Below are 26,854 nucleotides of genomic sequence, written 5' to 3'. Positions count from 1 at the left end.
CGCTTAGGGCAGCAGCATGAGGCTGACGGCCATGACCGCCATGCCGCTCATGACGCCGTAGACGCTGTAGTGGTGGTGCCCGGTGGCGATCGCGTTCGGCAGTAGCTTGTCGAAGCTGATGAACACCATGATTCCGGCGATCACCGCGAAGGAGTATCCCATCGTGGTCGGCCCCATAAAGGGCGCGAGGATGAGGTACCCGACGAGCGCTCCGAGTGGTTCCGCAAGCCCTGAGAGGGTGGCCCACCCGGCGGCCCACCAACGTCGGCCGGTGGCTTCGCGCAGCGGGACTGCCACGGCGACGCCTTCTGGGATGTTGTGCAGGGCGATGGCGACGGCGATAGGAATGGCCAGGTACGGGTCGGCGAGCGCGGACATGAAGGTGGCGAAGCCTTCGGGGAAGTTGTGCAGCGCAATCGCCACGCCGGTGATGACGCCCGCGCGCCGCATGGCTTGGGCGCGTTTGTCCTCGTCGCCCTGGATGCTTTCGTGCGGGTTGATGTCGTGCGGTACCAGCTTGTCGATTACCGCGATCAGCGCCACCCCGCCGAAGAATCCGAGGATCGCGCGCCCCTGGTCGAGCGACTCGATACCTGCGGGAAGGAGTTCCGCAAGCGAGATGTAGACCATCACGCCCGCGGAGAACCCCAGGCTACCGGCGAGGAACCTGTCACTAATGTTGGATTTGAGCGCAACAACAATTCCGCCGATGCCGGTGGAGATGCCGGCCAGCAGGGTCATCGCGAAGGCGACCAAAACGCTCGAACTCATGCGGACAGTCTATGTGTAGTCTGAGCGCATGGGAATTTATTATCGCAAGAAGCACAAGGTGAGTAAGAACTCGTGGCTAAACTTCTCCAAGTCTGGTGCTTCGGCTTCCACGAAGGTCGGCCCTGTCACGTTCAACTCGCGCGGTGGCGTGTGGGTGAAGCTGCCCGGTGGGTTCAACTACCGCGGCAGGTGGAAGTAACCGGCGTCGTCTTGGACGGCGAGGCCGTCCTCAAGCAGTGAAAATAGGGCGCGGGAGCGTTGCGCCGCATCGGGCCACACCACGTCGATGTCGCGTTGCGGTACGGGTGCCGACGCCCCTCGCAACACCCGCATGATCTTGCCGCGCACCTGCCGGTCGGTGCCGGCGAAGCGCTGCGTCTTCTTCTTGCGCTGCTCCTCCGGGTTCGGCTCGGGCTTACCCGCGGCGACCCACGCGCAGTGGCTGACCGGGCACGCCCCGCAGTCCGGGTTGGTAGCGGTGCATACTAGGGCGCCGAGCTCCATCAGGCCGACCGAAAAGGTCGGGCCGTCCCATTCCGAATCATCGGCGGGCAGCAGCGCCGCCACCTCCTGAAGCTCCGCTTTGCGCGGGTGCGCTACGGGCCTACCGCGCTCGGCGCGCGCGACTACCCGGCGCACGTTCGTGTCCACCACCGGCACGTTTTCCCCGTAGGCGAAGCAGGCCACTGCGCGTGCCGTGTAATCGCCGATGACGGGCAGCGCCAGCAGGTCGTCGACGTTGCGGGGGACGTGGCCGTTGTGAAGCTCGGTGATCGCTCGCGCGCACTCGAGTAGGCGCAGCGCGCGACGCGGGTAGCCGAGGCTGCCCCAGGCGCGCAGTACCTCGTCGGCGCCGGCGGCGGCGAAGGCCTCCGGAGTGGGCCAGCGCCGCATCCACTCCTCCCAGATGGGGGCGACGCGCGCCACCTGCGTCTGGTGGCTCATCACTTCGCTGAGCAGCACGCCCCACGGGCTTGTGCCTGGTGCGCGCCACGGAAGCTCGCGCGCGTTGGCGCGGTACCACGGGATAATTTCGCTGGGTTGGAGGTTTGTTCGAATTTTGGCCACATCCTCAGTCATCTCTGCCAAAATATAGCCTATGAGTACAGCAAAGACGCCTCGTGAGGTGTGGGAACTCCTCAAGGCAGGAAATGAACGATTCGTTGCAAGCCAGGAGATGCACCCGCACCGGGACCGTCTCTGGCGCGAACAGCTTCGCGACGGCCAGCACCCCATCGCCGCCGTCGTCGCTTGCTCGGACTCGCGCGTCCCAGTTGAGCTGCTTTTCGACGTCGGCTTCGGTGACATTTTCGTCATCCGCACAGCGGGCGGTTGCGTCGACGCCGCGGTGTCTGCCTCCGTCGAGTACGCGGTGGAAGGGCTGAACGTGCCGCTGGTGATGTTCCTGTCGCATGAGTCTTGTGGCGCGGTCGGCACGGCGCTGCACGCGGTGGAGACCGCCGAGATCCCTGACGGCCTGGTCCGCGTGTTCGTTGAGAAGATCGTGCCGTCGGTGCTCGAGGCGCCGTCGCGCGACCCGAAGGATGTGGAGGTCACGCACGCGAACCTGAGCGCCCAGCACCTCATCGAGCGGGTGCCTGTGCTCGCCGAGCGCCTTGCCAACGGCACCCTCGGCGTGGTGGCGGCACGCTACCAACTTGCCGATGGCGAGGTTCACCCGACCATGGAAACCTTCGGTATAGAGTAAGGGGCATGACTAACCAGCATCCGCTTCCACCCGAGATCTACCGGCGCCGCCGAGTCGCGGCGCTCGTTGCATTGTTGGTGATCGTGGTGTTCCTGGTGTGGGGGTTGAGCGCCCTTGCCCGCTCAGGCGGCGACGCTGACGTATCGACGTCCACTTCGCCCACCACCACGCCTGTCACGGAGCCGACGGTGCCGGAGCCGGGCGCTGCGACGCCGAGCGAGTCCGAGACGGCGAAGGAGAGCGCATCCGGTGAGCCGACGTCGCCGACTGAGCAAACGGAGCACACGGAGGCGGCCCCGTCCGGCACCTGTGAGCTGAAGGATTTGCGTGTGGTGGCGTCGACAAACCAGCCGTCGTACGCGGTGGGGGAGCAGCCGGTGTTCTACATGGAGGTGCAGAACCCGACGGATGCAGACTGCGTCATTGACTTGGACGCCAACATCATGCGCTTTGAGGTCTACGACATGGCCACGAATCAGCGGGTATGGTCCGACATCGACTGCTTCGACCCCGTTTTTGCTGGCCAGGAGACGTTCCCGCGCGACTCCAAGCGCGGATTTGAAGCCCGCTGGTCGGGCACTAGCTCCCAGCCCAACGTGTGCACCGACCGCCAGCCGGTGCCGGCCGGGTCCTACTACCTGCACACCGTGATCGGCGATAACGCCTCCGACGCGGTCCCGTTCAACCTGACCTAGCTTTGAGGCCGTGAGGCCTTTAGCTCAAGCGGCGCAGCCCTTCGTAGATGTGGCGCGCCCACAGGCTGGTCACGTGGTCTGCGGAGCTTAAGTCTTCGGGCTGCGCCTCCAAGATGGCGGGCAGCGTGCCGAAGACGGCCACGATCTGATCCATCAAGAACTTCTGCACACGAGGCACGCGCGCAAGCGCCCGGTAGCCGCGCGGGGTAAGCGCCTGCACCAGGTTCTCCTCGTTCGCGGGCAGCCCCAGCTGGCGGGCCAGCGCGGTCGTGTTCAGCAGCTCCGAATCCGGCAGGTTGTCCAGGGCTTCGAGCGCCTGGTGGACCTGCTCGTCCGTGGGGACGGTGGTCGTCGCGATGTAGTCGCGCACCAGCATCTCTACGTCGTGGGCGTTGTTGCCCTCCAGCTCGGAGAGCTGCAGGCTGAGCTGGCGGGCGTCGACGCCCAACTCCACGATGCTCAGCTCCAGGTCGGTGACGGCGCGCTCAAGCATCAGCTGGCGCTGTAGCACGTTGAGCACGTCGGCGACGGTGGCGTAGTTGTTCATCTCCGCCACGAACAGGCGGTGGTTCGACATGTCGAGGCGCTGGCGGTAGCGCTCCACGGTGGACAGTGCCTGGTTCGCCCGGCCCATCAGCACCGCGGGCTCCTCAAGGCGGTGACGACGCCCACCCGCGTACACCGTCACCGTATTCATCGACGCCGACACCGAAATCACCGGCCTCCCCGTCTGCAGCGCGGTGCGCTCTGCGGAGCGGTGGCGGGTGCCCGACTCGCTGGTGGGGAAGTGAGGGCTGGGCACGAGCTGCACGTTGGCGCGGGTGATACGGGAGCCGTCGGCGGAAAGGACGACGGCGCCGTCCATCTTGCACAGTTCGCGTAGCAGCGGTGGCTGGAAGGGGACGTCGAAGGCGATGCCGCCGTCGCAAATCTCGACGACCTCCGTGCCGTCGCCGAGGACGATGAGGCCACCAGTATGGCCGCGTTGGATCCGCTCGAGGCCGTCGCGAAGTGCGGTGCCGGGGGCGAGGCGCTCGAGGGCGGCGCGCATCGTGTCATCACTCATGCTGTGCAAGTGTAGCGATAGCCTGGCCAACCGTGGACACCTGCTCAATGCGCAGGCCCGGGACCTGCAGGGACTCGCCAGCGGGCACGATAGCGTGCTCGTACCCCAGGCGTGCCGCCTCCTGGAGCCGACGTCCCAGGTTCGGCACCCGCCGGATCTCGCCGGCTAGGCCGACCTCCCCGATCACCACCGTCTTCGGTGGCAGCGGCGTCTCGTGCAGGCTCGACCACGTAGCCAGCGCTACCGCCAGGTCGGTGGCGGTCTCCGTGATGCGCACCCCGCCCACGGTTGCTACGTAGGCGTCCTTATCGTTCGTGCGCTGCCCACAGCGCGCCTGCAGGACCGCCAGCACCATCGGCACGCGGTTGCCGTCCAGGCCCGTGACCACGCGCCGGGGCGACTTGTTCACCGGGTCCACGGTGAGCGCCTGCACCTCCGCGAGCATCGGGCGCACCCCGTCCATCGCGACGGTCACCGCGGAGCCATCCGGGGTGCGGCCGCGGTGGGAGAGGAACAGCCCGGACGGGTCCGGCACCTCCCGGATGCCCTCGGCGGTCTGCTCGAAGCAGCCGACCTCATCGGTCGCACCGAAGCGGTTCTTGATGCCGCGCAGCATGCGCAGGCTCGATTGCCGGTCGCCCTCGAAGTTGAGCACCACGTCCACAAGGTGTTCCAGCACGCGCGGGCCCGCGACGTTGCCGTCCTTGGTCACGTGTCCTACCAGTAGGATCGGCAGGTGGGTCGTCTTCGCTAGCGTGGTCAGCGCGGCCGTTACCGCGCGGGACTGTGCGACGCCTCCCGGCACGCCCTCCACACCGGGGGCGTGCATCGTCTGCACCGAGTCCACGATGAGCAGCGAGGGCTTGATCTGCTCCACGTGCCCAAACACGATGTCCAGGTTGGACTCGGCCGCCAGGTAGAGGCGCTCACGCAGGGCGCCGGTACGCTCCGCACGCCCGCGGACCTGCCCAGCCGACTCCTCGGCGGTGACGTAGAGCGCCTTGCGTCCGTCGATCGCCGCCCAGCGCGAGGCTACCTCAAGCAGCAGCGTCGACTTACCGACGCCTGGCTCGCCAGCCATGAGCACCACCGACCCAGGCACCACGCCGTTGCCCAGCACCCGGTCGAGTTCGCCGATGCCGGAGCGCACCGTCTTGGTCGCGGCGGCGTCGATAGTCGTGATTGGGCGCGCAGGCGTCTGCGGTGTGAGCGCAGCAGCACGCGGCGCGCTTGAGACCCCCGTCGCGCGGGTGGCGGAAACCACCGGCGTGGATTCTTGCAATGTCCCCCAAGAGCCGCATTCAGGGCAGCGGCCGAGCCACTTAGGAGAGGAGTATCCACACTCAGAACAGGTGTGGATTACCCGAGGCTTCTTCGCCATAGAGCCTTACTTGTTCAGCTCGCGGTGGACCTGGCCGGAAGGCAGCAGCGGCGCGGAGACCGGGGCGTCTACCTCGAGGGTGCCGGTATCGAACGTAAAGGTCACAGGCACGGTGCCGCCGTATGCGAAGCTGTCGTTCGGCAGGGCGGTGCGGATGTACTCGATGCAGTTCTTGCCGTCATCCTGTGGCATGCGGTCGAGGCCTGCAGCGGAATCGCCGACGAGCACGCAGTTGTACGCGATCTCCTTCGAGGACTCGATGCTGACCGGGGTGCCGTCGACGGAAACGGAGCGCAGCGAGTGCGACGTCATCGACGTGTCCTGGTTCAGGGCGCTGAACTTCACTGCGGCGGAGCCGGACTCATCGAGGACGATGGTGACGTCCTGTACAGCCAGCTCGCCGTTCTCGGTTTCGACGTGGGCGCCGTCAACTGCAGCCACCTGGTCAGAGGTCTGAGTGATTTGGCCTGCGGAGCATCCGGCCATGAGCAGTGCGGTTGCGAGTGCGAAAACCGGCTTCAGGGACTTCACGTGGGTGTCCTCCATCGTTCTTGTTTCACATATATGTTTCTCCGCACAACCCTAGCGCCTGGACCTAGACTTTTCACAGTTTCATCACACGTACCAGGCCCAGGCTGTACGGGTGGGGTTAAACTTTAGTTGAGTTCGGCGCATCGCGGGTGCGCGTCCCCATAACGGCCCGTAATGGTAGGGTGGTGGGGTTACTGAGCCGGTTGTCGTCCTCAAGGAGTGTTCATGGAATTCAAAGTCGGAGAAGTGGTTGTCTATCCGCATCATGGTGCGGCACGCATCGCCGACATCGAGCAGCGCGAAATTGGCGGAGAAACGCTCGACTTTCTCGTACTGCAAATCCTCCAGTCGGACCTTGAGGTCCGTGTTCCGGTAAAGAATACCGAGCTTGTCGGTGTCCGTGACGTCGTCGGTAAGGAGGGCCTGGAGAAGGTCTTCTCGGTGCTGCGTGAGACCGACGTCGAGGAGGCCGGCAACTGGTCTCGCCGCTACAAGGCGAACCAGGAGCGCCTCGCATCCGGCGACATTAATAAGGTGGCGGAGGTTGTCCGCGACCTGTGGCGCCGTGACCAGGGCAAGGGCCTGTCAGCTGGTGAGAAGCGCATGCTGGGCAAGGCGCGCCAGATCCTCGTCGGTGAGCTCGCGCTGGCGGAGCCGGTCGACGAGAAGAAGGTCGAGGAGCTGGAAGAGGGCGTCCGCAAGATCATCGAGGAGCAGGTCAAGGCCGGTATTTCCTTCGCGCCTGACGTGGTGGTTGAGGACGAGGATGACATCGACCTGGATGACCTCAGCTTCGACGACGATGAGGACGACGAGAAGTAGCGGGACTCACAACATGTCTCGCAGGGTAGTGGCCGTCGTCGCCGCGGCAGGCAAGGGCACGCGGCTCGGGGCGAGCGTGCCGAAGGCGTTTGTGCCACTGCGCGGCCGCAGCCTGCTGGAGCGCTCGGTGACCGCGATGGAGACCGCCGAGGTCGTGGACTCGATCATCGTGGTGGTCAGCCCCGAGATGGAGGAAATTGCGCGCACTACGCTGCGAGGCCACGACGTCCGCTTCGTGCACGGGGGCGCGGAGCGCGCCGATTCTATCTACGAGGGCCTCAAAGCGATCGAGCACGAGGATGCCTGCGTGCTTATTCACGACGCCGCCCGGGCGCTGACCCCGCCCGGCATGATTGCGCGCGTCGCCCGCGCGGTGCTCGAGGGTGCTGACGCGGTGGTGCCGGTGCTGCCCGTCGTCGATACCATCAAGGAGATCGATACGGCTGGGCGCGTCGTCGGCACCCCGGACCGCTCCACGCTGCGGGCGGTGCAGACGCCGCAAGGTTTCGACCTGCGTTCGCTGCTTGCCGCGAACCGTGCCTACTTCGAGGGGGCACCGGACTTCGTCGCCACGGATGATGCGAGCCTGATGGAGTGGTTCGGCGTGGACGTGCACACGGTGCAGGGGGACCCGATGGCGTTTAAGATCACCACGCCGATCGACATGCGCCTGGCGCAGAGCATCACGGACGAGGCGGAGCCAACCATCTTTGAGGTGCCGTCGGGGAGCACGCGGTAGGCTTGCGCGCATGACGTCGCACACAGATTTTCCACAGTTCAGGGTCGGTACTGCGTTTGATGCGCACCAGATCGAGGCCGGGAAACCGTGCTGGATCGCGGGCATCCTCCACGAGGGGCAGGACGGGTGCGAGGGGCACTCGGACGGCGACGTTGTCAGCCACGCGGTGGTGGACGCCGTGCTTTCGGCGACCGGGCTGGGCGACCTGGGTTCCTTCGTCGGCGTCGGCAGGCCGGAGTACGACGGGGTACAGGGCACGCAGCTGCTCAAGGAGCTGCGGGAGCTGCTCAAACAGCACGGTCACCAGGTGGTCAACGTGTCGGTGCAGATGATCGGCCAGACCCCGAAGATGGGCCCGGTGCGCGAGGAGGCGCAGCGCGTGCTTTCGGAGGCGCTCGGCGCCCCGGTGTCGGTGTCGGCGACCACGACGGACCACATGGGTTTCACCGGTTCGGGTGAAGGGCGCGCTGCCGTCGCTACTGCGCTGGTTGCACTAAGCTAAGGGCCGTGACTGCCGAGACCCAACAGATTTTTGACACCGCGACGCGCACGCTGCGTCCGTTCCGCCCGCTGCGTGAGGGCCACGTTTCCATCTACTTGTGCGGGGCCACGCCACAGTCCGCCCCGCATATCGGGCACTTGCGCTCGGGGGTGGCGTTCGACATTGTGCGCCGCTGGTTCGCAGCCAAGGGCTACGACGTCGCGTTCGTGCGCAACGTCACCGACATCGATGACAAGATCCTGACCAAGGCCGCCGAGCACGATCGCCCCTGGTGGGAGTGGGTCAGCATGTATGAGCGCGAGTTCACCCGCGCCTACAACACCCTCGGCGTGTTGCCGCCGTCCGTCGAGCCGCGCGCCACGGGGCACGTCACCCAGATGGTCGACTACATGCAGCGGCTTATCGACGCCGGCTTCGCCTACGCCTCCGAGGGCTCCGTCTACTTCGACGTGGCTGCCTGGACGAAGGCGAGCGACGACTACGGTTCCCTGTCTGGCAACCGTGTCGAAGAGATGAACCAGGGCGAGAGCGATGTGCACGGCAAGCGTGGCAGCCACGACTTCGCGTTGTGGAAGGCCGCCAAGCCTGGTGAGCCGAGCTGGCCGACCCCGTGGGGCGACGGCCGCCCCGGCTGGCACTTGGAGTGCTCCGCCATGTCCACCTGGTACCTGGGCCCCGAGTTCGACATCCACGGCGGTGGCCTGGACCTGCAGTTCCCGCACCACGAGAACGAGCAGGCGCAGTCGCACGCCGCGGGCGACGGCTTCGCCCAGTACTGGATGCACAACCACTGGGTGACCATGGCGGGTGAGAAGATGTCGAAGTCGCTGGGTAACGTGCTGAGCATCGACAACATGCTGGACGCGGTGCGCCCGGTGGAGCTGCGCTACTACCTGGGTTCCGCACATTACCGCAGCGTGCTGGAGTACTCGCCGGAGGCGCTGCAGGAGGCCGCGGCGGGGTACCGCCGCATCGAGGACTTCGTGCACCGGGCCGGCACGCCCGACCCGAGCGCCTGGACCGAAGGCTTCGCCGAGGCGCTTGACGACGACTTCTCCGTCCCCCGCGCGCTCGCTGAGATCCACAACGTGGTCCGCGAAGGCAACAAGGCGCTCGCCGCGCACGACACCGCCAAGGCAGGCGAATTGGCTGGCCAGGTGCGTGCGATGGCCGCGGTGTTGGGTGTGGACCCCGGTGTGTGGGACGATGGGGCGTCGAAAAATAATGGAGTAACTGAGGCACTTGATGTGCTGGTCGGCGCCGAGCTTGAGCGCCGTGCCACCGCGCGTGCCGAGAAGGACTGGGCCGCGGCCGATGCCGTGCGTGACCGCCTTGCCGCCGCAGGCATCGAGGTCACCGACACCGCCGACGGTGCGCAGTGGCAACTGAAGGAGAACTAATGGCCAAGCCATACCACCGCCCCGATAAGCAGAAGAAGAACAAGAAGACCGCCACGAAGGGCTCGGGCGGGCAGCGTCGCCGCGGCCTGCGCGGGAAGGGCGCGACCCCGAAGGCCGAGGACCGCGTCTACCACGCGGCGCACAAGCGCAAGCTGGAGCGCAAGCGCCGCGACCAGGGCCGCCACGAGCGCGAGCTGCCGGACATGGTGGTGGGGCGCAACCCCGTCGTGGAGTGCCTGCACGCGAAGGTCCCGGCCGAGGCGCTGTTCGTGGCGCGCGGCACCGGGCACGATGACCGCCTCAGCGAGGCCGTCACCCTGGCGAACTCCCGAAACATCCCGGTGCAGGAGGTGGACCGCCACGACCTGGACACGATGACCGGCAACGGCATGCACCAAGGCATCGGTCTGAAGATCCAGCCGTACAAGTACGCCGACGTCTTCGACCTGATCGCGGGTGTGGCGGACCGCGGGGAGACCGGCATGTTCGTCATCCTGGACAACATCACCGACCCGCGCAACCTTGGTGCGGTGATCCGCTCGACGGCCGCGTTCGGCGGTCACGGCGTAATCATCCCGGAGCGTCGCTCCGCGCAGGTGACTGGCGTAGCGTGGCGTACCTCGGCGGGCACGGCGGCGCGCCTGCCCGTCGCGCGGGTGACGAACGTGACCCGCACCGTCAAGCAGTTCAAGGACAACGGCTACATGGTCGTAGGCCTCGACGCGGGCGGCGAGCACACCCTGGACACCTTCGAGGGTGCTACCGACCCGGTGGTCATCGTTGTCGGCTCGGAGGGCAAGGGCATCTCCAGGCTCGTTAGGGAGAACTGCGACGTGATCATGTCCATCCCCACCACCGAGTGGGTTGAGTCCCTGAACGCCTCCGTCGCGGCTGGCGTGGTGCTCAGCGAGTTCGCGCGTCAGCGCCGCGTGAAGTAGCCCACCACCCGGCAGATGAGGTAGATGGCGAAGGACACGAACGCCACCATCACACTCACCGGCAGGCCGGGCGCCAGGGAGAGCAACATGCCGCCCACGGCGGCCAGCTCCGCAAAGCACACCGACCACGCCACCGCCGCCGCGGGACGCGCCGTAATGGCCACCGCGGACGCGCCGGGCGTGATCAGCAGCGCCATCACCAGCAGCACGCCCACGATCTGGACGGTCTGGGCGGCCGCCATACCGAGCAGGATGGCGAACAGCGTGGCCAGCACCTTCACGCGCACCCCGCTGGCGGCCGCCATCTCTGGGTCCACGGAGGCGAACAGCAGCGGCCGCCACAGCACCATCACCGCCACCACGACCAGCAGCGTGGTGGCCGTGAGCACCCCGAGGTTTTCCTTGCTCACCCCAACGATCTGACCTGTCAGCAGCGCCATCGCGGTAGTTGAGTTGCCGGGGTAGAGGTGGATGCACAGCACGGAAATGCCCATCCCGAAGCTCATCACCACGCCGACGGAGGAGTCGGTGTCGCTGCGAAGCCCCAGCAGGACGAGCACGATCGCCGCCACAATTGAGCCGACGACGGCCCCCAGGCTCAGATTCAACCCCGTCACGAGGGCAATCGCGGCGCCCATCAACGCCAGCTCAGAGGTGGCGTGCACCGCGAATGACATTTTCCGCATCACGATCAGCGGCGCAATCACCCCGGAGAGCACGCCCAGCATCGCGCAGGTGATCAGCGCAATGATCACGAAATCGAACCCGAGCAGGTACTGCGTCTGTTCCAGCATTTACAGGATCACCGTCTTCCCACCTACGCGCACGACCTCCACCGGGGCGCCGTACAGTTCGCTGAGGACCTCGGAGCGCAGCACCTCGTCGGCACTGCCGACCACGTGCCCGTTCGGCCCCAGGTAGAGTACCTTGTCCACGATGTCGATTACCGGGTCGATGGAGTGCGTCACCATCACCACCGCGACCTTCGCGGCGTGCAGCCGGGAAACGAAGTCGCGCTGCCGTGCCACGTCCAGGGATAGCAGGGGCTCGTCGGCAAGGATGAGGTCGGGCTGCTTCGCAAAGGCCTGCGCCTGCCGCACCAGCTGTTGCTGGCCGCCCGACAGGGTGCCCACGCGGGCGTCGGCAAGGTGGAGCGCACCAACACTGTCCAACAGCGTATCGACGTCCCCCTTCCTCGGACGACGCAGCGGCCGGTGCTCAAGCGAGAGCGACACCAGATCGCGCACCCGCACTGGTAGCTCGGGCGCGAACATGCGCTGCTGCGGGATAAACCCGATGTTCTTCGGCGCCGAAATCGTGCCCGAGCTGAGCTTCCGCGTACCCAGGATCGTGCCGAGCAGCGTGGACTTGCCGCTGCCGTTCGGGCCCAGCACAGCAACAAATTCCCCCGCGGCGACATCAAGGTTGATGTCGTGCCACAGGGGATCGCAGGAGGCGTTGGTCAGGTGCAGCATTAGAGCTTGTCAAGCGCCTTTGCAAAGTAGTCGAAGAAGTTCTCGCCGTTCGGCGGGGTCTCGTAGATATCGACGACCTTCACGTTGTTGGCCTTCGCCACCTCAACCAGCTTGTCCGAGACACCGTTCGGGCTCTGCGGGTTGTTAATCAGGATGTCAATCTCGCCGGCCTCCAGGGCCGCGATGAACTCCGCGAGCGCCGCCGAGGACGGCTCCGAGTGGTTCAGCGTAGCGTGGCGGAAGGACTCAGGCGTGACGTCCTCGAGCGCGGACTCCTCGATAATGGCGTCCGCGATTGGGTGCGTCTGCGCCACGCGGGCGGCCTTCAGACTGTCGAGCTTGCTCTGCAGCTGCGAGACCTTTGCGTCGAGGGAATCCGTGTTGCCGTCGGTGCGCTGCGCGAGGTCCGCGCCCACCTTCGCGATCGCCTCGGTGGAGTACCAGATGTGCTCGTTCTCCTCGTGGCCATGCTCGCCGTGGGCGTGGTCGTGCTCGTGCTCGTGCGCCTCCGCGAGCGGCAGCGCCGAGACCACGTTCGCGGCCTCGGCCGCCCCGTAGATGCGGGCATCGTAGGCGCCGCCGTTGGCCACCACGAGCACCGCCTTCGCTACCTGCGCGAGGTCGGCGGCCGTCGGCTCGTAGTCGTGCGGGTCCACCGAGGTGTTCGCGATGATCGCGGGGACGTCCTGGCCCGTGACCAAACTCGCGACGTCCGCCCACACCTGCGTGGTGGCCACGATCTGGCCGTCGTTCGACGCTGGCGCGTTGTCGGCTTCAGGCGCGTTGTCGGTGCTGCTGCAGGCGCTCAGCGCGAGCGTCGATGCTGCAAGGATGCCAATGAAACGTCGTGAAAACATGGGCGCCATTCTACGCGGTATTGAAAATGAATATCAACAACGTGCATCGGCGAGCTGCTTCAAAAACGCCGCCATCTCATCAACACCGGCGACGTCAACCCCCACCTTAATCCCCACATCCGCAGGTCCCAGCACCGCAAGCGCCGAGTCATCGGTGACGTCATCGCCCGCGAACAGCGTCGCAGCAAAGCGCTGCTTGTGGGCTCGCAGCCACGAGCCCTTCGACACGTCCACCGCGGAAAACTCCACCACGTTGTTGCCCGGCGTGACAGGGCGAGGCGTGTGAATCTTCAGCGCCTCCGCCAGCATGCGCTCACGCTCCGCCGCGTCCCCCACGGGCGCGACGTGCAGCACCCGCTGATACGGCTTGACCTCCACGTACGCCGGCGGAACCGCGATCGCCTCCAGCTGCTGCTCAATCGCATCCAGGTACGCGACATCCTCCGGCGTGAGCTCTGGGCCAGGCTCCGCGCCGTGCGAGCCCACCAACACCACCGGGTCGCGCAGCGGGAACACCCTGCGCAGGCCGTCCAGATGACGGCCTGACAGCATCGCAACCTCCGTGTCCGGGGCGCGCGACAGGCACTCAATCGCGTCCAGCGCCACCGGGTGCGGTTTTACCGCGTAGGGGTCCGGGTTCAGCTCGCTGATCGTGCCGTCGAAGTCGAGGCAGACAAGGAGCGAAGGGGCCGTCGACAAGTAGTCGATGGGGCTCACAGCATCATCACCCGCATGCTCGGCTCGTTCACGTCGTCGCCGTCGAGTGTGAGCACCTTCTCGGTGTCACTGACATTGTTGATGCGGAACGTGGCCTCCGGCACCACCAGCGACGCCAGCTGGTCGTGCGTGTAGCGGGCAGCACCCTCGCAGCCGGCCGTGTCTGCGAATGTGATTGCGTTGATAGTCAGTGTGTCTTCAGCGACCGTGACGTCGCCTTCAATCTTGCCGCAACCCGTCGTACCGGTCAGCTCCGAACCGTCGATGCTCACATTCGCCCGATCAGGCAAATCACCCGGCGTGTCCGGCGACGTATACACCGCAACGACCTGCCACACCGGCGGCGTCGGCGAACACGCCACCAAGCCCAGCGCCGCACCTGTAACGACCAGCCGTTTCATCGCGCAACCTCCCGCAGAAACTCCGCGGCCCACCGGTGCACATCGTGCCCCAGCACCCGCGCGTACATCCGCCGCATCCTCTCCGGATCCGGGTCGAGTGCCTCCCGCATCGCCCGAAGTATCGACGCCCCCTCGAACGGATTACACAAATAGGCATCGTGCAGCTCCACCGCCGCACCGGCGAACTCGGACAGCACCAACGCACCATCGCCGTTCGGGTGGCAGGCCACATACTCCTTTGCCACCAGGTTCATGCCGTCCTTAAACGGCGTCACCAGCATCACATCCGCCGCCGCGTAGAAGGTACCCAGCTCCTGCTTGGACACACCCCGGTGCATATAATGGATCACCGGGCGGCCCACCGTACCAAAACGGCCATTAATCCGGCCCACCGCCTCTTCGACCTGGCGGCGGGTCTCGCGGTAGTGCTCGATGCGCTCGCGCGACGGGGTAGCAAGCTGGATCAGGGTGGCGTCGACACCCTCCTCAAGGAGCTGCTCAAACGCCAGCAAACGCTGCAAGATGCCTTTCGTGTAGTCCATGCGGTCGACCCCTAGCATCAGCGCCGCCGGACTCCCTACCGACGTCCGCAACTTCGCCACCGCCTCTGGCGAACCAACCTGCACCGCCGCCGGATCAATCGAGATCGGGAACGTGCCACTACGCGGGCTGTTGCCGTCGTCACCGACGAGCGCGCGGAAATTCCGCTCATCCGCCTCACGCTGGAACCCCACGAGGTCACAGCCGTTCAGGCCATCGATGAGTTCCTCGCGCCACGGAAGCTGGCGGAACAAGTCAGGGGAGGGGAAGGGGATATGCAGGAAGAACCCGATGGTCAGGTCCGGGCGCATCTCGCGTAGTAGCCCCGGCACTAGCTGCAGCTGGTAGTCCTGCACCCAGACCGTCGCCCCGTGCGCCGCCACCTCGGCAGTCGCGCGCGCAAAGCGGACGTTGACGTCGCTGTAACGCTGCCACCACTGCTCGTGGTACTGCGGCGGTACGATCAGGTCGTGGTAGAGCGGCCACAGCGTCGAGTTGGAGAAACCCTCGTAGAACTCCTCGTAGTCCTGGGCATCCAGCGTTACCGGGTGTAAGTCGATGCCGTCGAAAGTAAACGGCTCAACCGGTTCATCGACCGCGCCGGACCACCCCACCCAGCAACCAGCGCGCGCCCGCAACACCGGGGCGAGCGCGGCCACGAGCCCGCCGGGTGACGCCTTCCACCCGCCCTCGACGCGGTCGACAGGCAGGCGGTTAGCCACCACTACGAACTCATTCACAACTACGACTTCTTCTTTACGGTCTTCTTTTTCGTGGCCTTTTTCTTTGTTGCTTTCTTCTTGGTGGCCTTTTTCTTCGTGGCCTTCTTCTTAGAAGCCTTCTTCTTGGTGGCTTTCTTCTTCGTAGCCTTCTTCTTGGTCGCCTTCTTCGGCTCGTCCTCTTCCTCGGTGCCGAGGACTTCCTCCGCGTACTTCTTGTACACGAAGCCCTGCGGCTCGACACCGAGCATGGACATCAAGGTCACGCCATCAAAAAAGTCCTCGGCGTAGGTAGCAACAATCCTGCGAGCACCAGATGCTGTCTGCTCCTCAACGGCGTGGAGCGCCTCAGGCGAGGGGCGAGAGTCGGTGATCTTGGGTGGCACTACGGGTTCCTCCTTGTATGACGCGCATTACTAGCACAACGATTCTACGCCAATATTAGTGACGAAGCCCGCCAGGGGGCCTCCGTCGGCGGATCTGCTGGAACGTAAAGCGCCCAGCCCGCTTGAACGCGGCGTACGGAATGTAGTGCTGCGGGGCACGAAGGCGACGCGCCACCCACTCACCAAACACCACACCACCAGCCAGCGCCATGCAGGTCCCGACCGCCATGAACAGGTTGGTCAGCCCCACCACGATCTGCTCGTTCATCGTTGCGTACATGCCGCGGTACACACCCGAACCGGGCAGGAACGGGGTCACGCCGGCCACTGCCGTGATCACCGGGTTAATCAGGAAACGGCGGGCAATCAAACCACCGGCAAGCCCCACGACGAACGCCAGCGCGGCAGTCGCCATCAGCGCGCCGGAACCGAGCGGTATCAAAAACAGGTAATACATACTCGAACCGGCAGCCGCGGTAAACGCCGCGACCACCACCGCTGGGCGCTCCGCGAAACACGTCACCGCGAACGACGCCGACGCCAACGTACTCCCCGCAATACGCGCCGCCGCACCACTAAACGTCGGGGTGCCCAGCATAGTTTCCAACGGTGGTAGGCCTAAGCCCATCATCTCCCACACGTTCAAGCCGATCGCGACGCCAGCTACGATGCCGCCGGTAAACAACAGTGTCTGGAAGAAACGCGCCGAAGCCGTCACCGGCGAACCCGTCACCCCGTCCAGCAGCGACTGCACCAGCGTCAGACCAGCTAATAGGACGACGATGCCGACCGCGATCACCTGGCTCGGCACAATCGTCCTGCCGATCAACGGTGCGACCTCATAGAACAACGCCGCCGGGATCGTCGTTAAGAAACCGCCGATGGCACAGTGGAAGAAGTAGGGCAGCGAGTTGCGGGACAAAATCTTGTTGAAGCCCATGATCAGAAACGACGTCAGACCACCGATCACCGACATGAACAAGTCTCCACCCAGCAGAATCGCGACGGCCGCACCCATCACGAGCCAGCCCGCCAGGTAGCGCGTATTGCGCCACGGAATGGGGGAGTTATCGATGTTGTCGAGGATCTTCTCCGCAAGTTCCGGTGGCGTGGCACCCGAACGGATCGACCGAATCAGCCGGTCCGCCTCCTGCAACTTGTGGTAGTTCTCACTCATCATCGTGACCACGCGAAACACGTTGACCGGTGTGCGCTTATGCACCCCAATAATCGTGTTAATCATGATCGTGTTCACTGTGATGTCCACATGGCAGTAGTGCAGACCATACGACGACGTCACCGTGTGAATCTGCGCAATCGCGTCCGAAGACGTCGTGCCATTCGCGATCAGGATCTCCCCGATACGGGCAGCAATATTCATCACCCCGGCCACCTGCGCAGTATCCGTCAGGTCAATCGGGGCAAGCACGGACGGCGGCGGCGACGTTCGCGCCGCGTCAATCGTTGCCACATGTTGGCGCGACCCGCGGACAAACTCCCACAGCGAATTCAAGTTCACGTATTCGACCCTAGCAAGCCACCCCGACACGCCTAGAATGGCCACATGACCTGGCAACTCTATGACCAACTTATCGACGCCACCCCGTCCGCCATCACTGTCACCGACTTCGGCATCGCGCCCCACTGGGCATGGCTCCGCACCTCCGACGGGCACGTCGGCATCGCCGCGGTTTACCCGGGCGACGGCCGCCCCGTCCTCTCCGAATCCCCAATCGGCCGCCCCCTTCTCGACGCCGCCTCCATGCTCAAATCGTGGAACCTCGCCGAAGCCGGGGTCGGCCTCGCCGCCATCAACGCCTGGGTCAACCGCGACGCACCCCACTTCGCAGACGCCCCAGATGCCTTCGTGGCTTACGCCTCCCGCTACGCCGACAAACGTGTGGGCGTCGTCGGGCACTTCCCGGGCCTGGAGCGCACCCTCCGCGACGTCGCCGACCTCTACGTTTTCGAGCGCGTCCAACGCGCCGGCGACTACCCCGACTCCGCCTTCGAATACCTCGCCCCAGACCTGGACGCAGTGTTCATCACCGCCTCGGCCCTCGTGAACAAAACGATGCCACGCCTCTTGGAGCTCGCCTCCGGGCTGGACACCATCATCGTCGGCCCATCAACCCCCATGACACCCGCCCTTTTCGACGCCGGCGCCACCACCCTTTCCGGCTTCATCCCCATTGACCCGGCCGGTCTCGTCGGCACGCTGAAGGGCATTGGTGGAGGTAGGAAGTGGGATTTCGGTAAACGAGTGAACGTTAGTGTAGACTCTTCAGCGCTGCTAGAGTGGCGCAATCGGTAGCGCAACGCACTTGTAATGCGTAGGTTGCGAGTTCAAGTCTCGTCTCTAGCTCTGGAAACACCCCCTACCTGGGACGTACCTAACGCCGGGTAGGGGGTGTTTGCGTCGGGGTGCCTGACTGACCCGAAAAGTTCCCCGACTCAGTGCTATCGCCGGAACTATTTTCATTGGCAGGCGTAGTGACCTGGTGAAACGCGGCTGCCGACCGACGGGAACCACTCCAAAGCGCAAAATAGTTCCCCGCGTCGGGAACTATTTTGGCAGCGGCCGGGCCGGCACGCAGAACCACACCCTCCCGGCGGACTATCCCGGTTTTACTCACCCACGTGCAGGGGGTGTACAGGAAACGTTCAGAGAAACGGCGTTAGATAGAGGCAGTTATGTTCGCGGGTATGGAAGCCATTCGTGGCGCCGCCGCGCTTCCGAAGACAGTAAAGAACAGCAAGAGGGAGCGTGGAATGCCCTGGTCTATGAAGGAGTGAACTGTACATGTCTGAGGCTACGAAGCCTGTAAAGGTGCTCGTTGTTGATGATGAGCCGAATATCGTTGAGTTGTTGACGGTTTCTTTGAAGTTCCAGGGCTTTGAGGTTGAGAGTGCGGGGTCTGGCCAGGAGGCGCTGGAGAAGGTGAAGGACTTCCGTCCGGACGCGTTCATTCTTGACGTGATGATGCCGGGGATGGATGGTTTTGAGCTGTTGGGCAAGCTGCGTAGCGAGGGCATTGATGGCCCGGTGCTGTTCTTGACTGCGAAGGACGCGGTGGAGGACCGGATCCACGGCCTGACTATTGGTGCTGATGATTATGTGACGAAGCCCTTCTCTTTGGAGGAGGTTATTACTCGTCTGCGTGTGATTTTGCGTCGCGGGAAGGTGACGGAGGACGCGGATGAGGATACGACGCTGCGTTACGCCGATCTGACGTTGAATGATGAGACGCATGAGGTGACGAAGGCTGGCGAGATTATTGAGTTGTCGCCGACGGAGTTCAACTTGCTGCGCTACTTGATGCTGAATGCTGAGGTGGTGCTGTCGAAGGCGAAGATTCTGGATAATGTGTGGCACTACGACTTTGGTGGCGACGGCAACGTGGTGGAGTCGTACATTTCGTATCTGCGGCGCAAGGTGGATAACGGTGAGGTGCCGTTGATTCATACGGTGCGTGGCGTCGGCTATGTGCTGCGTACACCTCGTAAGTAAGGCGTAGGTGACCGATGAGTAGGCGTCGGCTTCGTGCGCTTGCGTACTCGAGGACGAAGCCGCTGCAGAAGCAGTTGGTGGCGTTGGTGTTGGCGATTGCCACGCTGGCGCTGGTGGTGAGTTTCTCGGCGGTGTACTTGTTCATGCGTAGCATTCTGTATCAGCGTGTCGACGACCAGCTCAGCGAGGGGTTGGACACGTGGGTTGGGCAGGCGACGTGGGTGCCGTCGTCGGGTGCGCCGAGCGATTTTTATCAGGAGACGTGGTATCCGCAGTTCCAGACGTCGTGGAGTCCAGTGTATGAGGATAGCCCACCGGATCTGTCGAGGGTGCGGCAGCCGAATAAGGCGTACACGGTGCCGTCGATAGGTGAGACGCCGGGTGTGAAGTGGCGTGCGATGTCACGCGAGACGCCTGACCATAACGTGAAGTATGTGGCGAAGCAGCTTGATTCTGAGCAGCGCGTGTTGGGGTGGTTGGCGTTTGTCGAGACGACGTTTGGCCTCATTGCCGTGCTGGGGATTGCGTTCGCGGGGCGCACCTATATTCGTAAGGCGTTGGCCCCGTTGCGTGAAGTGGAGAATACTGCGCTTGCAATTGCCGACGGCGACACGAAGCGCCGGGTGCCGGTGTGGTCGAGGGAGACTGAAGTCGGCAAGTTGTCGTATGCGATGAACACGATGGTGCAGCAGCTGCAGGAGTCCGTGGAGGATGCGCAGCTGAAGGAGGAGCAGATGCGTCGCTTTGTGGGCGACGCCTCGCATGAGTTACGCACCCCGCTGACCAGCGTGCGCGGGTATGCGGAGCTCTACCGGAAGGGTATGGCGCCGGATGCGGACATGGTCATTGGCAAAATTGAGGAGGAGTCTGCCCGCATGCAGTTGCTGGTCGAGGACCTCCTCGCGCTGACCCGCGCGGAGGGCACTCGCCTGGATAAGCGCCAGGTGGATGTGTTGGAGATGGTGACTTCGGCGGTGAGCTCTGCGCAGGCGGCGTTCCCGGAGCGTTCGCTCACGATTGAGAACAACGCCACCTCGGTGCCGACGGTCAACGGTGACCCGTCGCGGCTGCACCAGGTGTTGCTGAACCTGATTGTCAATGCGTTCAAGCACGCGGGCAAGGACGCGTCGGTCACGGTGGCGTTGCGGGAGAACCTGGACCGCATCATCATTGAAGTGATCGACGACGGCTGCGGCATGGAGGAGAAGGACGCGGAGCACATCTTCGAGCGGTTCTACCGCGCGGACAACTCCAGGAACCGCGCCTCCGGCGGTGGTTCGGGGTTGGGGTTGGCGATCGCGAAGTCCCTCATCGAGCAACACGACGGCACCATTACCGTAAAAAGCGCGCTGGGTGAGGGCTCCACGTTCACCATTTCCCTCCCGATGGAGAAGAGCCCGAAGGTTTAAGCCTCGAGTGCTGCGCGCAGCTTCTCCGCGGCTTCGTCCATCTTGGCCGGGTCGGTTTCGTCCATCTTCATCACGGTGGACAGGTCGTAGCCGGACATGTCGTTGGCGGGGAAGACGTGGATGTGTGCGTGCGGCACTTCGAAGCCGGCGATGAGGTAGCCGGCGCGCTCGCTGCCAAATGCTTCGATGATGGCGTTGCCTACTCGTTGGGCAACGTCATTCATTTTTGCCCACAGCGCTGGCTCGATGTCGGTCCACTTATCGATCTCTTTGACGGGAACGACCAGCGTGTGGCCGTACGCGATCGGCTCGATGGTGAGGAACGCGGCGACGTCCTCGTCCTTGTACACGAAGCGGCCTGGAATTTCACCTTGAATAATCTTTGTAAACACAGTGCTCATAGCGCCTAGGTTACCGGTAAGTTAGTGGGCATGCGCATCCTTGTTATCGGTTCGGGCGGCCGCGAACACGCCCTGTTGAAAGGTCTTGCAGGACACGAGCTCACTGTCGCGCCGGGAAACGCCGGCATGGCATCACTTGCTGAGGTCAGGAGTGTCGACGTCGCTTCGCCTGAGTCGGTCGTCGAGCTGGCGAAAGACGTTGACGCTGAGCTTGTCGTGATTGGCCCTGAGGTGCCGTTGGTGGCGGGTGCGGTGGACGCGCTGCAGGCCGCGGGCATTCCAGCGTTTGGCCCGACGAAGGCCGCGGCGCAGCTGGAGGGGTCCAAGGCATTCGCGAAGGACGTCATGGCCGCTGCTGGTGTGGCGACGGCCCGCGCGCAGCGCGTGGAGCGCATCGAGGAGATCGACGATGCTCTTGAGGCGTTCGGCCCTCACTACGTGGTCAAGGATGATGGGCTGGCTGGCGGCAAGGGGGTCGTCGTTACGCTCGATGCTGCCGAGGCCCGCGCGCACGCTCGCGAGGTGATTGAGGCCGGCAACCCGGTGCTGTTCGAGTCCTTCCTGGAGGGCCCGGAGGTGTCACTGTTCTGCCTCGTAGACGGCGAGACCGTGGTGCCGTTGCTGCCGGCGCAGGATCACAAGCGCGCCTACGACAATGACGAGGGCCCGAACACTGGTGGGATGGGCGCGTACACGCCGCTTCCGTGGCTGCCGGAGGGTGGCGTAGACCGCATCGTGGACGAGATTGCGCGGCCGGTGGCGCGCGAGATGGTCGCCCGCGGCATCCCGTACCAGGGCCTGCTGTACGTCGGCGCCGCGTGGGGTCCGGAGGGCCCGTCGGTGGTGGAGTTCAACGCGCGCTTCGGCGACCCGGAGACTCAGCCGGTGCTCAGCCTGCTGCGTACCCCGCTTGTCGACGTCCTCTACGCCGTAGCAACGGGCAGCCTAGACACGCTGCCGGCGCTGGAGTGGGAGGACGGCTACGCTGCGACGGTGGTGCTGGCGGCGAAGGACTACCCGGAGCACCCCAAGACCGGGGACGTCATTGCAGGCGCCGACCTGGACAACCCCGACGTGGTGTTGCACGCAGGTACCGCGACCAAGGATGGGGAGTACGTCTCTGCTGGTGGGCGCGTGCTCAACGTGCTGGGTAAGGGCGTAACGCTGCAGGACGCGGTGGACGCTGCCTACCAGGCGATTGGGCAGATTTCGCTCGAGGGTTCCTTCTACCGCAAGGACATTGGGCGTCGCGCGATTGAGGGAGAAATCCGTATCTAGCGCGCGTGTCGGGACGTTGTGCGATAATCAGCGTCGTGGCTGAGAAACTGTTGAAACCGAACAATAGCAACGTCCTGTCGAACCGCTACGCGTCGCCGGAAATGGCGACGCTGTGGAGCGCAGAACACAAGATCATTCTGGAGCGTCAGCTCTGGATCGCCGTGATGAAGGCGCAGCGTGAGCTGGGAGTCGAGATTCCTGAGGAGGCGATCGCTGCGTACGAAGCGGTCGTCGACAAGGTGGACCTGGGCTCTATCGCTGAGCGTGAGAAGGTCACGCGACATGACGTGAAGGCGCGCATCGAGGAGTTCAATGCGCTTGCGGGTCACGAGCACATCCATAAGGGGATGACCAGCCGTGACCTGACGGAGAACGTCGAGCAGTTGCAGATTTACCGCTCGCTGGAGCTGATTCGGGACAAGTCCGTTGCGGTGCTCAAGGCGATCGGGAACCGGGCGGATCAGTACTCCACCCTGGTGATGGCGGGGCGTTCGCACAACGTTGCGGCGCAGGCCACCACGCTGGGCAAGCGTTTCGCGTCGGCGGCGGATGAGATGCTGGTGGCGGTTGAGCGTATTGAGACGCTGCTGGGGGCCTACCCGTTGCGCGGCATCAAGGGCCCGATGGGCACCGCGCAGGACATGCTCGACCTGATGGGTGGCGACGAGGCGAAGCTGCGCCAGCTGGAGCAGTCGGTGGCGCGCCACCTGGGCTTCGAGCGCACCTTTGACTCGGTGGGCCAGGTCTACCCGCGCTCCCTGGACTTCGACGCTATCTCGGCGATCGTGCAGCTGGGAGCGGGTCCGTCGTCGCTTGCGACCACGATCCGCCTGATGGCCGGCAACGAGACGGTCACGGAGGGCTTCAAGGAGGGCCAGGTCGGCTCTTCTGCGATGCCGCACAAGATGAACGCGCGTTCCTGCGAGCGTGTCGGTGGCTTCCAGGTCATCCTGCGAGGCTACCTCACCATGGTCGCTGACCTTGCGGGGCAGCAGTGGAATGAGGGCGACGTGTTCTGCTCCGTGGTGCGTCGTGTGGCCCTGCCGGACGCCTTCTTCGCGATCGACGGCCAGTTTGAGACATTTCTCACTGTGCTGGATGAGTTCGGCGCGTTCCCGGCGATGCTCAACCGTGAGCTGGACCGTTACCTGCCGTTCTTGGCCACGACGAGGATCTTGATGGCGTCGGTACGCGCGGGCGTGGGCCGTGAGACGGCGCACGAGATTATCAAGGAGCACGCGGTTGCGATGGCGCTTGATATGCGCGAAAATGGCGCTGAGCAAAACCTCATCGATCGCCTCGCCGCTGATGAGCGTCTTCCGCTCGACAAAGAGCAGCTGGAGGATGCGTTGGCTGACCGCCACGCGTTCATCGGTTCGGCGGAGTCGCAGGTCAGCAACGTGTGTGCTCGTATCCAACAGCTTATCGACGCCCACCCGGACGCCGCTGCGTACAAACCAGGGGAGATTCTGTAACCTTTATGTCCATGCGTCCAGAGCTTTCTGACTATACCCACCTGGCTGGCGGCAAGGTCCGCGAGATTTACGAGGTGGATGACGAAACATTATTGATGGTGGCGTCGGACCGTATTTCGGCGTTCGACTTCTCGTTGGAGCCGGCGATCCCGGACAAGGGCCGGATTCTGACTGCCACGTCCATGTTCTTCTTCGACCTGCTTTCGGGTGTGCGAAATCACCTGGCGGGCCCGATTGATGATCCCCGGATTCCGGAGGAGGTCCTCGGCCGCTCGTACGTGGTGAAGAAGCTGAAGATGATTCCATTCGAGTGCGTAGCTCGCGGTTACCTGACCGGTTCGGGCAAGAAGGAATACGACCGCACCGGCATGGTGTGTGGTGTGAAGCTGCCGGAGGGTCTGGTTGAGGCCTCGAAGCTGCCGGAGCCGATTTTCACCCCGGCGACGAAGGCCACGCAGGGTGATCACGACGAGAACGTCACGTTCGAGTACGTGGAGGAGAAAGTGGGCGCGAAGCTCGCTGCCCAGCTGCGTGACCTGACCTTGGAGGTGTACACGCGGGCCGCCGAGTATGCGGAGACCAAGGGCATCATCCTGGCTGACACGAAGCTTGAGTTTGGCCTCGATGAGGAGAGCAACCTGGTTCTGGCGGACGAGGTGCTCACGCCTGATTCGTCCCGCTATTGGCCGGCGGATACGTACGAGGAAGGCAAGGTGCAGCCGAGCTTCGATAAGCAGTACGTGCGCAACTGGCTGACTGGCCCGAAGTCCGGTTGGGACCCTGCGGAGAACACCCAGCCGCCGGAGTTGCCTGGTTCCGTGGTGGAGGCGACCCGCGATCGCTACATCGAGGCCTACGAGCGCCTCAGCGGCGAGAAGTTCAGCGACTGGCCGGGGGCGCGTGCCTAAGGTGTGAGGTTGCGCGTAGACTCGTCGCCTATGACGAATTTCAGCGCGCAACCGCCAGTGGCAGCACAACACCCTACGACTCGCGTGTTTCATGGACGCGAGTTCGTCGATAATTATGAGTGGCTCCGGGACAAGCAGTCCCCGGAGACCATCGCCTATTTGGAGGCGGAGAACGCGTATACCGCGGAGGTGACCGCCCCGTTTGCCCCGCTCGCGGAGCAGGTCTACCAGGAGATGAAGTCTCGCATCAAGGAGACTGACATGTCCGTGCCACAGCGCAACGGCGACTGGTGGTACTACGGCCGCACCATCGAGGGCAAGAGCTATGGCGTGTCCTGCCGCGTGCGAGTCGGCGACGACCCGTGGACGCCGCCGACGCTGCCGGAGGATGGCTCGCCGCTGCCGGGGGAGCAGGTGCTGCTTGACCTCAACGAGATGGCCGAGGGCCACGAGTTCTTCTCGCTCGGTGCGTCCGCGGTGTCTACGTCTGGGCGCTTGCTCGCCTTTTCGACGGACACCTCCGGCGACGAACGCTTTGACCTGCGCATGAAGGACCTGGAGACTGGCGAGCTGCTGCCGGATATCATCGAGGGCGCCTTTTACGGCGCGACGTGGGCGGGGGAGCAGTACCTGTTTTACCTGCGCGTTGACGACGCGTGGCGCCCGCATCAAGTGTGGCGCCACGAGGTGGGCACGGCGGCGTCGGAAGACGTGCTGGTCTACCAGGAGGACGATGAGCGCTTCAACCTTGGCGTGGGTGGAGACCGTGCGGAGCAGTTCCTGTACATCGTGGCCAGCTCGAAGCTGACCAGCGAGTGGCGCGCGGTGCCTCTGGATACGCCGACCGCTGACTTCGAGGTCCTGTGGCCGCGCAAGGAAGGCGTGGAGTACGACTTGGACTACGCGGAGCTCGCCGGGCGCGGGTACTGGGTGGTCACGCACAACGCGACCGGCCCTAACTTCGCTGTGGGTTCGTGCCCGGTGGCTGCGCGGGTGCCGCTCACAGAGCTGGAGACGCTTGTGGAGCACAGTGCGGATGTGCGCGTAGAGGGCGTCGATACGTATCGGGACTTACTCTTTTGTGCCTACCGCTCCGGGGGCATCAGCAGGCTTGCGGTGGCACCCGTGGAGGGAGGAAGCTTCGGCGCGCTGCGCGAGCTCGAATTCGACGAGGAGCTCTACACCGTGGGATTGGGCGGCAACCCTGAGTGGGATGCGCCGGTGGTGCGGCTGACGTATACCTCCTTTACACAGCCTGCCCAGCTGTTCGACTACCGGGTGGACACTCGCGAGCTGACGCTGCTGAAGCAGCAGGAGGTGCTCGGGGGCTACGATGCCGCCGACTACGTCGCCAGCCGCATGTGGGCCACCGCCGACGACGGCACCCAGGTGCCGATCTCGGTGGTGCACCGTGCGGACCTGGATATGGCTCATCCGCACCCGACGCTGCTCTACGCCTATGGTTCCTACGAGTCTTCGGTGGACCCGGGCTTTTCCGTGGCGCGACTGTCGCTGCTGGACCGCGGCATGGTGTGGGCGTGCGCGCACGTGCGCGGTGGCGGCGAGATGGGCCGTGGCTGGTACGACAACGGCAAGATGCTGACGAAGAAGAACACGTTCACCGACTTCATCGCGTGCGCCGACGAACTCGTGCGCGCCGGGGTGAGTTCCTACGACTCGCTCGTGGCCGAAGGCGGCTCGGCAGGCGGTATGCTGATGGGCGCGATTGCGAACATGGCGCCGGAGAAGTTCGCGGGAATCCAGGCGATCGTGCCGTTCGTGGACCCGCTGACCTCAGTCCTCATGCCGGAGCTGCCACTGACCGTGGTGGAGTGGGAGGAGTGGGGCGACCCGTACCACGACCCGGAGGTGTACGACTACATGGCCTCCTACGCCCCGTACGAGAACATCACCGCTCAGCACTACCCGGATATTCTGGCGGTGACCAGCCTGAACGACACGCGTGTGCTCTACGTGGAGCCCGCGAAGTGGGTGGCGAAGCTGCGTGAGGTTGCCACGGGCGGGGAGATCCTGCTCAAGACGGAGATGTCCGCCGGTCACGGCGGTGTGTCCGGCCGGTATGAGAAATGGAAGCAGACCGCGTTCGAGTACGCCTGGACGCTCGTGCACTCGGGGGCTTGCACTGTCTAACAGCCCCAAAAGAAAGGACTCCCGCGGGCGAGATCCGTTCGTTATACTGTCTTCGTCGTAATGACCTCCGAGA

At 64.4% G+C, this 26,854-nt stretch carries 29 protein-coding genes and 1 tRNA gene; 16 read left to right on the top strand and 14 right to left on the bottom strand.

Going from position 1 to position 26,854, the window contains the following annotated elements:
- Positions 1-3: 3 nt before the first annotated feature.
- Positions 4-771, bottom strand: coding sequence for a zinc transporter ZupT (zupT, locus tag BJP08_RS06300; protein ID WP_071568805.1), 768 nt, complete (start codon positions 769-771; stop codon positions 4-6).
- A 28-nt stretch (positions 772-799) separates the two neighbouring features.
- Here zupT and BJP08_RS06295 point away from each other — a divergent pair, with 28 nt between their 5' ends.
- Positions 800-970, top strand: a complete 171-nt coding sequence (locus BJP08_RS06295) for a DUF4236 domain-containing protein (RefSeq protein ID WP_071565885.1) — start codon at positions 800-802, stop codon at positions 968-970.
- Here BJP08_RS06295 and BJP08_RS06290 read toward each other — a convergent pair.
- Positions 949-1,851: an A/G-specific adenine glycosylase gene (locus BJP08_RS06290; RefSeq protein ID WP_071568804.1), complete on the bottom strand. Its 903-nt coding sequence runs from the start codon at positions 1,849-1,851 to the stop codon at positions 949-951. The two genes, BJP08_RS06295 and BJP08_RS06290, sit on opposite strands and share 22 nt — an antisense overlap.
- A 19-nt stretch (positions 1,852-1,870) precedes the next feature.
- Between BJP08_RS06290 and BJP08_RS06285 the strand changes: the two genes are divergently transcribed.
- Entirely contained in the window at positions 1,871-2,479 is a 609-nt protein-coding gene (locus tag BJP08_RS06285) for a carbonic anhydrase (protein WP_071568803.1), read from the top strand.
- Between the two features lie 5 nt (positions 2,480-2,484).
- Entirely contained in the window at positions 2,485-3,174 is a 690-nt protein-coding gene (locus BJP08_RS06280) for a hypothetical protein (protein ID WP_071568802.1), read from the top strand.
- A 19-nt stretch (positions 3,175-3,193) separates the two neighbouring features.
- On the opposite strand, the gene disA is transcribed toward BJP08_RS06280, so the two are convergent.
- From disA to BJP08_RS06265, 3 genes are read right to left on the bottom strand one after another with little or no spacing between them, the layout of a single operon-like run.
- Positions 3,194-4,240, bottom strand: coding sequence for a DNA integrity scanning diadenylate cyclase DisA (gene disA / locus BJP08_RS06275; protein WP_071568801.1), 1,047 nt, complete (start codon positions 4,238-4,240; stop codon positions 3,194-3,196).
- Positions 4,233-5,621, bottom strand: a complete 1,389-nt coding sequence (radA, locus tag BJP08_RS06270) for a DNA repair protein RadA (RefSeq protein ID WP_071568800.1) — start codon at positions 5,619-5,621, stop codon at positions 4,233-4,235. The genes disA and radA overlap by 8 nt, the downstream gene beginning before the upstream one ends.
- Before the next feature lie 6 nt (positions 5,622-5,627).
- Positions 5,628-6,167 (bottom strand): hypothetical protein, encoded by a 540-nt coding sequence (locus BJP08_RS06265; RefSeq protein WP_071568799.1) that lies wholly within the window; start codon positions 6,165-6,167, stop codon positions 5,628-5,630.
- Positions 6,168-6,377: 210 nt separating this feature from the next.
- On the opposite strand from BJP08_RS06265, the gene BJP08_RS06260 reads away from it, so the two are divergent.
- The 5 genes from BJP08_RS06260 to rlmB are packed head-to-tail and all read left to right on the top strand — an operon-like array spanning position 6,378 to position 10,553.
- On the top strand, positions 6,378-6,974 hold the full coding sequence (locus tag BJP08_RS06260; RefSeq protein WP_070361918.1) for a CarD family transcriptional regulator: 597 nt from the start codon (positions 6,378-6,380) through the stop codon (positions 6,972-6,974).
- Positions 6,975-6,987: 13 nt separating this feature from the next.
- A complete protein-coding gene (gene ispD, locus BJP08_RS06255) occupies positions 6,988-7,713 on the top strand; it encodes a 2-C-methyl-D-erythritol 4-phosphate cytidylyltransferase (protein WP_177221722.1) in 726 nt (241 codons plus the stop codon).
- A 10-nt stretch (positions 7,714-7,723) separates the two neighbouring features.
- Positions 7,724-8,215 carry a 2-C-methyl-D-erythritol 2,4-cyclodiphosphate synthase gene (gene ispF / locus BJP08_RS06250; RefSeq protein ID WP_071568797.1) on the top strand — a complete coding sequence of 164 codons (492 nt, stop codon included), beginning with the start codon at positions 7,724-7,726 and terminating at the stop codon, positions 8,213-8,215.
- Between the two features lie 5 nt (positions 8,216-8,220).
- Complete coding sequence (gene cysS / locus BJP08_RS06245; RefSeq protein WP_071568796.1) at positions 8,221-9,615, top strand: cysteine--tRNA ligase; 1,395 nt, start codon at positions 8,221-8,223, stop codon at positions 9,613-9,615.
- Complete coding sequence (gene rlmB, locus BJP08_RS06240; RefSeq protein WP_071568795.1) at positions 9,615-10,553, top strand: 23S rRNA (guanosine(2251)-2'-O)-methyltransferase RlmB; 939 nt, start codon at positions 9,615-9,617, stop codon at positions 10,551-10,553. Before cysS ends, rlmB begins: the two co-directional genes overlap by 1 nt.
- Here rlmB and BJP08_RS06235 read toward each other — a convergent pair.
- The 8 genes from BJP08_RS06235 to BJP08_RS06200 are packed head-to-tail and all read right to left on the bottom strand — an operon-like array spanning position 10,535 to position 17,029.
- Entirely contained in the window at positions 10,535-11,347 is an 813-nt protein-coding gene (locus BJP08_RS06235) for a metal ABC transporter permease (RefSeq protein ID WP_071568794.1), read from the bottom strand. The genes rlmB and BJP08_RS06235 overlap by 19 nt on opposite strands.
- The gene (locus tag BJP08_RS06230; RefSeq protein ID WP_071568793.1) at positions 11,348-12,028 is read right to left on the bottom strand and encodes a metal ABC transporter ATP-binding protein; all 681 of its coding nucleotides are present in this window, start codon (positions 12,026-12,028) and stop codon (positions 11,348-11,350) included. It abuts the gene before it with no gap.
- A complete protein-coding gene (locus BJP08_RS06225; RefSeq protein ID WP_255364782.1) occupies positions 12,028-12,885 on the bottom strand; it encodes a metal ABC transporter solute-binding protein, Zn/Mn family in 858 nt (285 codons plus the stop codon). The genes BJP08_RS06230 and BJP08_RS06225 overlap by 1 nt, the downstream gene beginning before the upstream one ends.
- Before the next feature lie 33 nt (positions 12,886-12,918).
- On the bottom strand, positions 12,919-13,602 hold the full coding sequence (locus BJP08_RS06220; RefSeq protein WP_071568791.1) for a trehalose-phosphatase: 684 nt from the start codon (positions 13,600-13,602) through the stop codon (positions 12,919-12,921).
- On the bottom strand, positions 13,599-14,003 hold the full coding sequence (locus tag BJP08_RS06215) for an META domain-containing protein (RefSeq protein ID WP_071568790.1): 405 nt from the start codon (positions 14,001-14,003) through the stop codon (positions 13,599-13,601). Before BJP08_RS06215 ends, BJP08_RS06220 begins: the two co-directional genes overlap by 4 nt.
- Positions 14,000-15,283: a trehalose-6-phosphate synthase gene (locus BJP08_RS06210; protein ID WP_071568789.1), complete on the bottom strand. Its 1,284-nt coding sequence runs from the start codon at positions 15,281-15,283 to the stop codon at positions 14,000-14,002. Before BJP08_RS06210 ends, BJP08_RS06215 begins: the two co-directional genes overlap by 4 nt.
- A 2-nt stretch (positions 15,284-15,285) precedes the next feature.
- On the bottom strand, positions 15,286-15,648 hold the full coding sequence (locus BJP08_RS11605; RefSeq protein ID WP_071568788.1) for a hypothetical protein: 363 nt from the start codon (positions 15,646-15,648) through the stop codon (positions 15,286-15,288).
- Between the two features lie 55 nt (positions 15,649-15,703).
- Positions 15,704-17,029 carry a threonine/serine exporter family protein gene (locus BJP08_RS06200; protein ID WP_143110041.1) on the bottom strand — a complete coding sequence of 442 codons (1,326 nt, stop codon included), beginning with the start codon at positions 17,027-17,029 and terminating at the stop codon, positions 15,704-15,706.
- Positions 17,030-17,212: 183 nt separating this feature from the next.
- Between BJP08_RS06200 and BJP08_RS06195 the strand changes: the two genes are divergently transcribed.
- The 4 genes from BJP08_RS06195 (at position 17,213) to BJP08_RS06180 (ending at position 20,568) form a co-directional block, all read left to right on the top strand.
- A complete protein-coding gene (locus BJP08_RS06195) occupies positions 17,213-17,962 on the top strand; it encodes a DUF364 domain-containing protein (RefSeq protein WP_071568787.1) in 750 nt (249 codons plus the stop codon).
- Positions 17,941-18,013 (top strand) — tRNA-Thr (locus BJP08_RS06190). The genes BJP08_RS06195 and BJP08_RS06190 overlap by 22 nt, the downstream gene beginning before the upstream one ends.
- A 438-nt stretch (positions 18,014-18,451) precedes the next feature.
- On the top strand, positions 18,452-19,159 hold the full coding sequence (locus tag BJP08_RS06185) for a response regulator transcription factor (protein ID WP_071568786.1): 708 nt from the start codon (positions 18,452-18,454) through the stop codon (positions 19,157-19,159).
- A gap of 14 nt (positions 19,160-19,173) precedes the next feature.
- Positions 19,174-20,568 (top strand): cell wall metabolism sensor histidine kinase WalK, encoded by a 1,395-nt coding sequence (locus BJP08_RS06180; RefSeq protein ID WP_071568785.1) that lies wholly within the window; start codon positions 19,174-19,176, stop codon positions 20,566-20,568.
- Here BJP08_RS06180 and BJP08_RS06175 read toward each other — a convergent pair.
- Positions 20,565-20,969: an HIT family protein gene (locus tag BJP08_RS06175; RefSeq protein ID WP_070361932.1), complete on the bottom strand. Its 405-nt coding sequence runs from the start codon at positions 20,967-20,969 to the stop codon at positions 20,565-20,567. The genes BJP08_RS06180 and BJP08_RS06175 overlap by 4 nt on opposite strands.
- Before the next feature lie 30 nt (positions 20,970-20,999).
- Here BJP08_RS06175 and purD point away from each other — a divergent pair, with 30 nt between their 5' ends.
- Genes purD through BJP08_RS06155 form a run of 4 tightly spaced genes read left to right on the top strand, consistent with a single transcriptional unit; the run spans position 21,000 to position 26,781 of the window.
- Positions 21,000-22,247 (top strand): phosphoribosylamine--glycine ligase, encoded by a 1,248-nt coding sequence (purD, locus tag BJP08_RS06170; RefSeq protein WP_071568884.1) that lies wholly within the window; start codon positions 21,000-21,002, stop codon positions 22,245-22,247.
- Positions 22,248-22,273: 26 nt separating this feature from the next.
- Positions 22,274-23,722 carry an adenylosuccinate lyase gene (gene purB, locus BJP08_RS06165; RefSeq protein ID WP_071568883.1) on the top strand — a complete coding sequence of 483 codons (1,449 nt, stop codon included), beginning with the start codon at positions 22,274-22,276 and terminating at the stop codon, positions 23,720-23,722.
- 11 nt (positions 23,723-23,733) lie between these two features.
- Positions 23,734-24,630, top strand: coding sequence for a phosphoribosylaminoimidazolesuccinocarboxamide synthase (locus BJP08_RS06160; RefSeq protein ID WP_071568882.1), 897 nt, complete (start codon positions 23,734-23,736; stop codon positions 24,628-24,630).
- 30 nt (positions 24,631-24,660) lie between these two features.
- A complete protein-coding gene (locus BJP08_RS06155; protein ID WP_071568784.1) occupies positions 24,661-26,781 on the top strand; it encodes a S9 family peptidase in 2,121 nt (706 codons plus the stop codon).
- Positions 26,782-26,854 lie beyond the last annotated feature (73 nt).

The organism is Corynebacterium sp. NML140438, assembly GCF_001875725.1.
Classification (GTDB): Bacteria; Actinomycetota; Actinomycetes; order Mycobacteriales; family Mycobacteriaceae; genus Corynebacterium.
The sequence above is the reverse complement of the archived record's forward strand: the minus strand, read 5'-3'. Positions and strand labels throughout refer to the sequence as shown.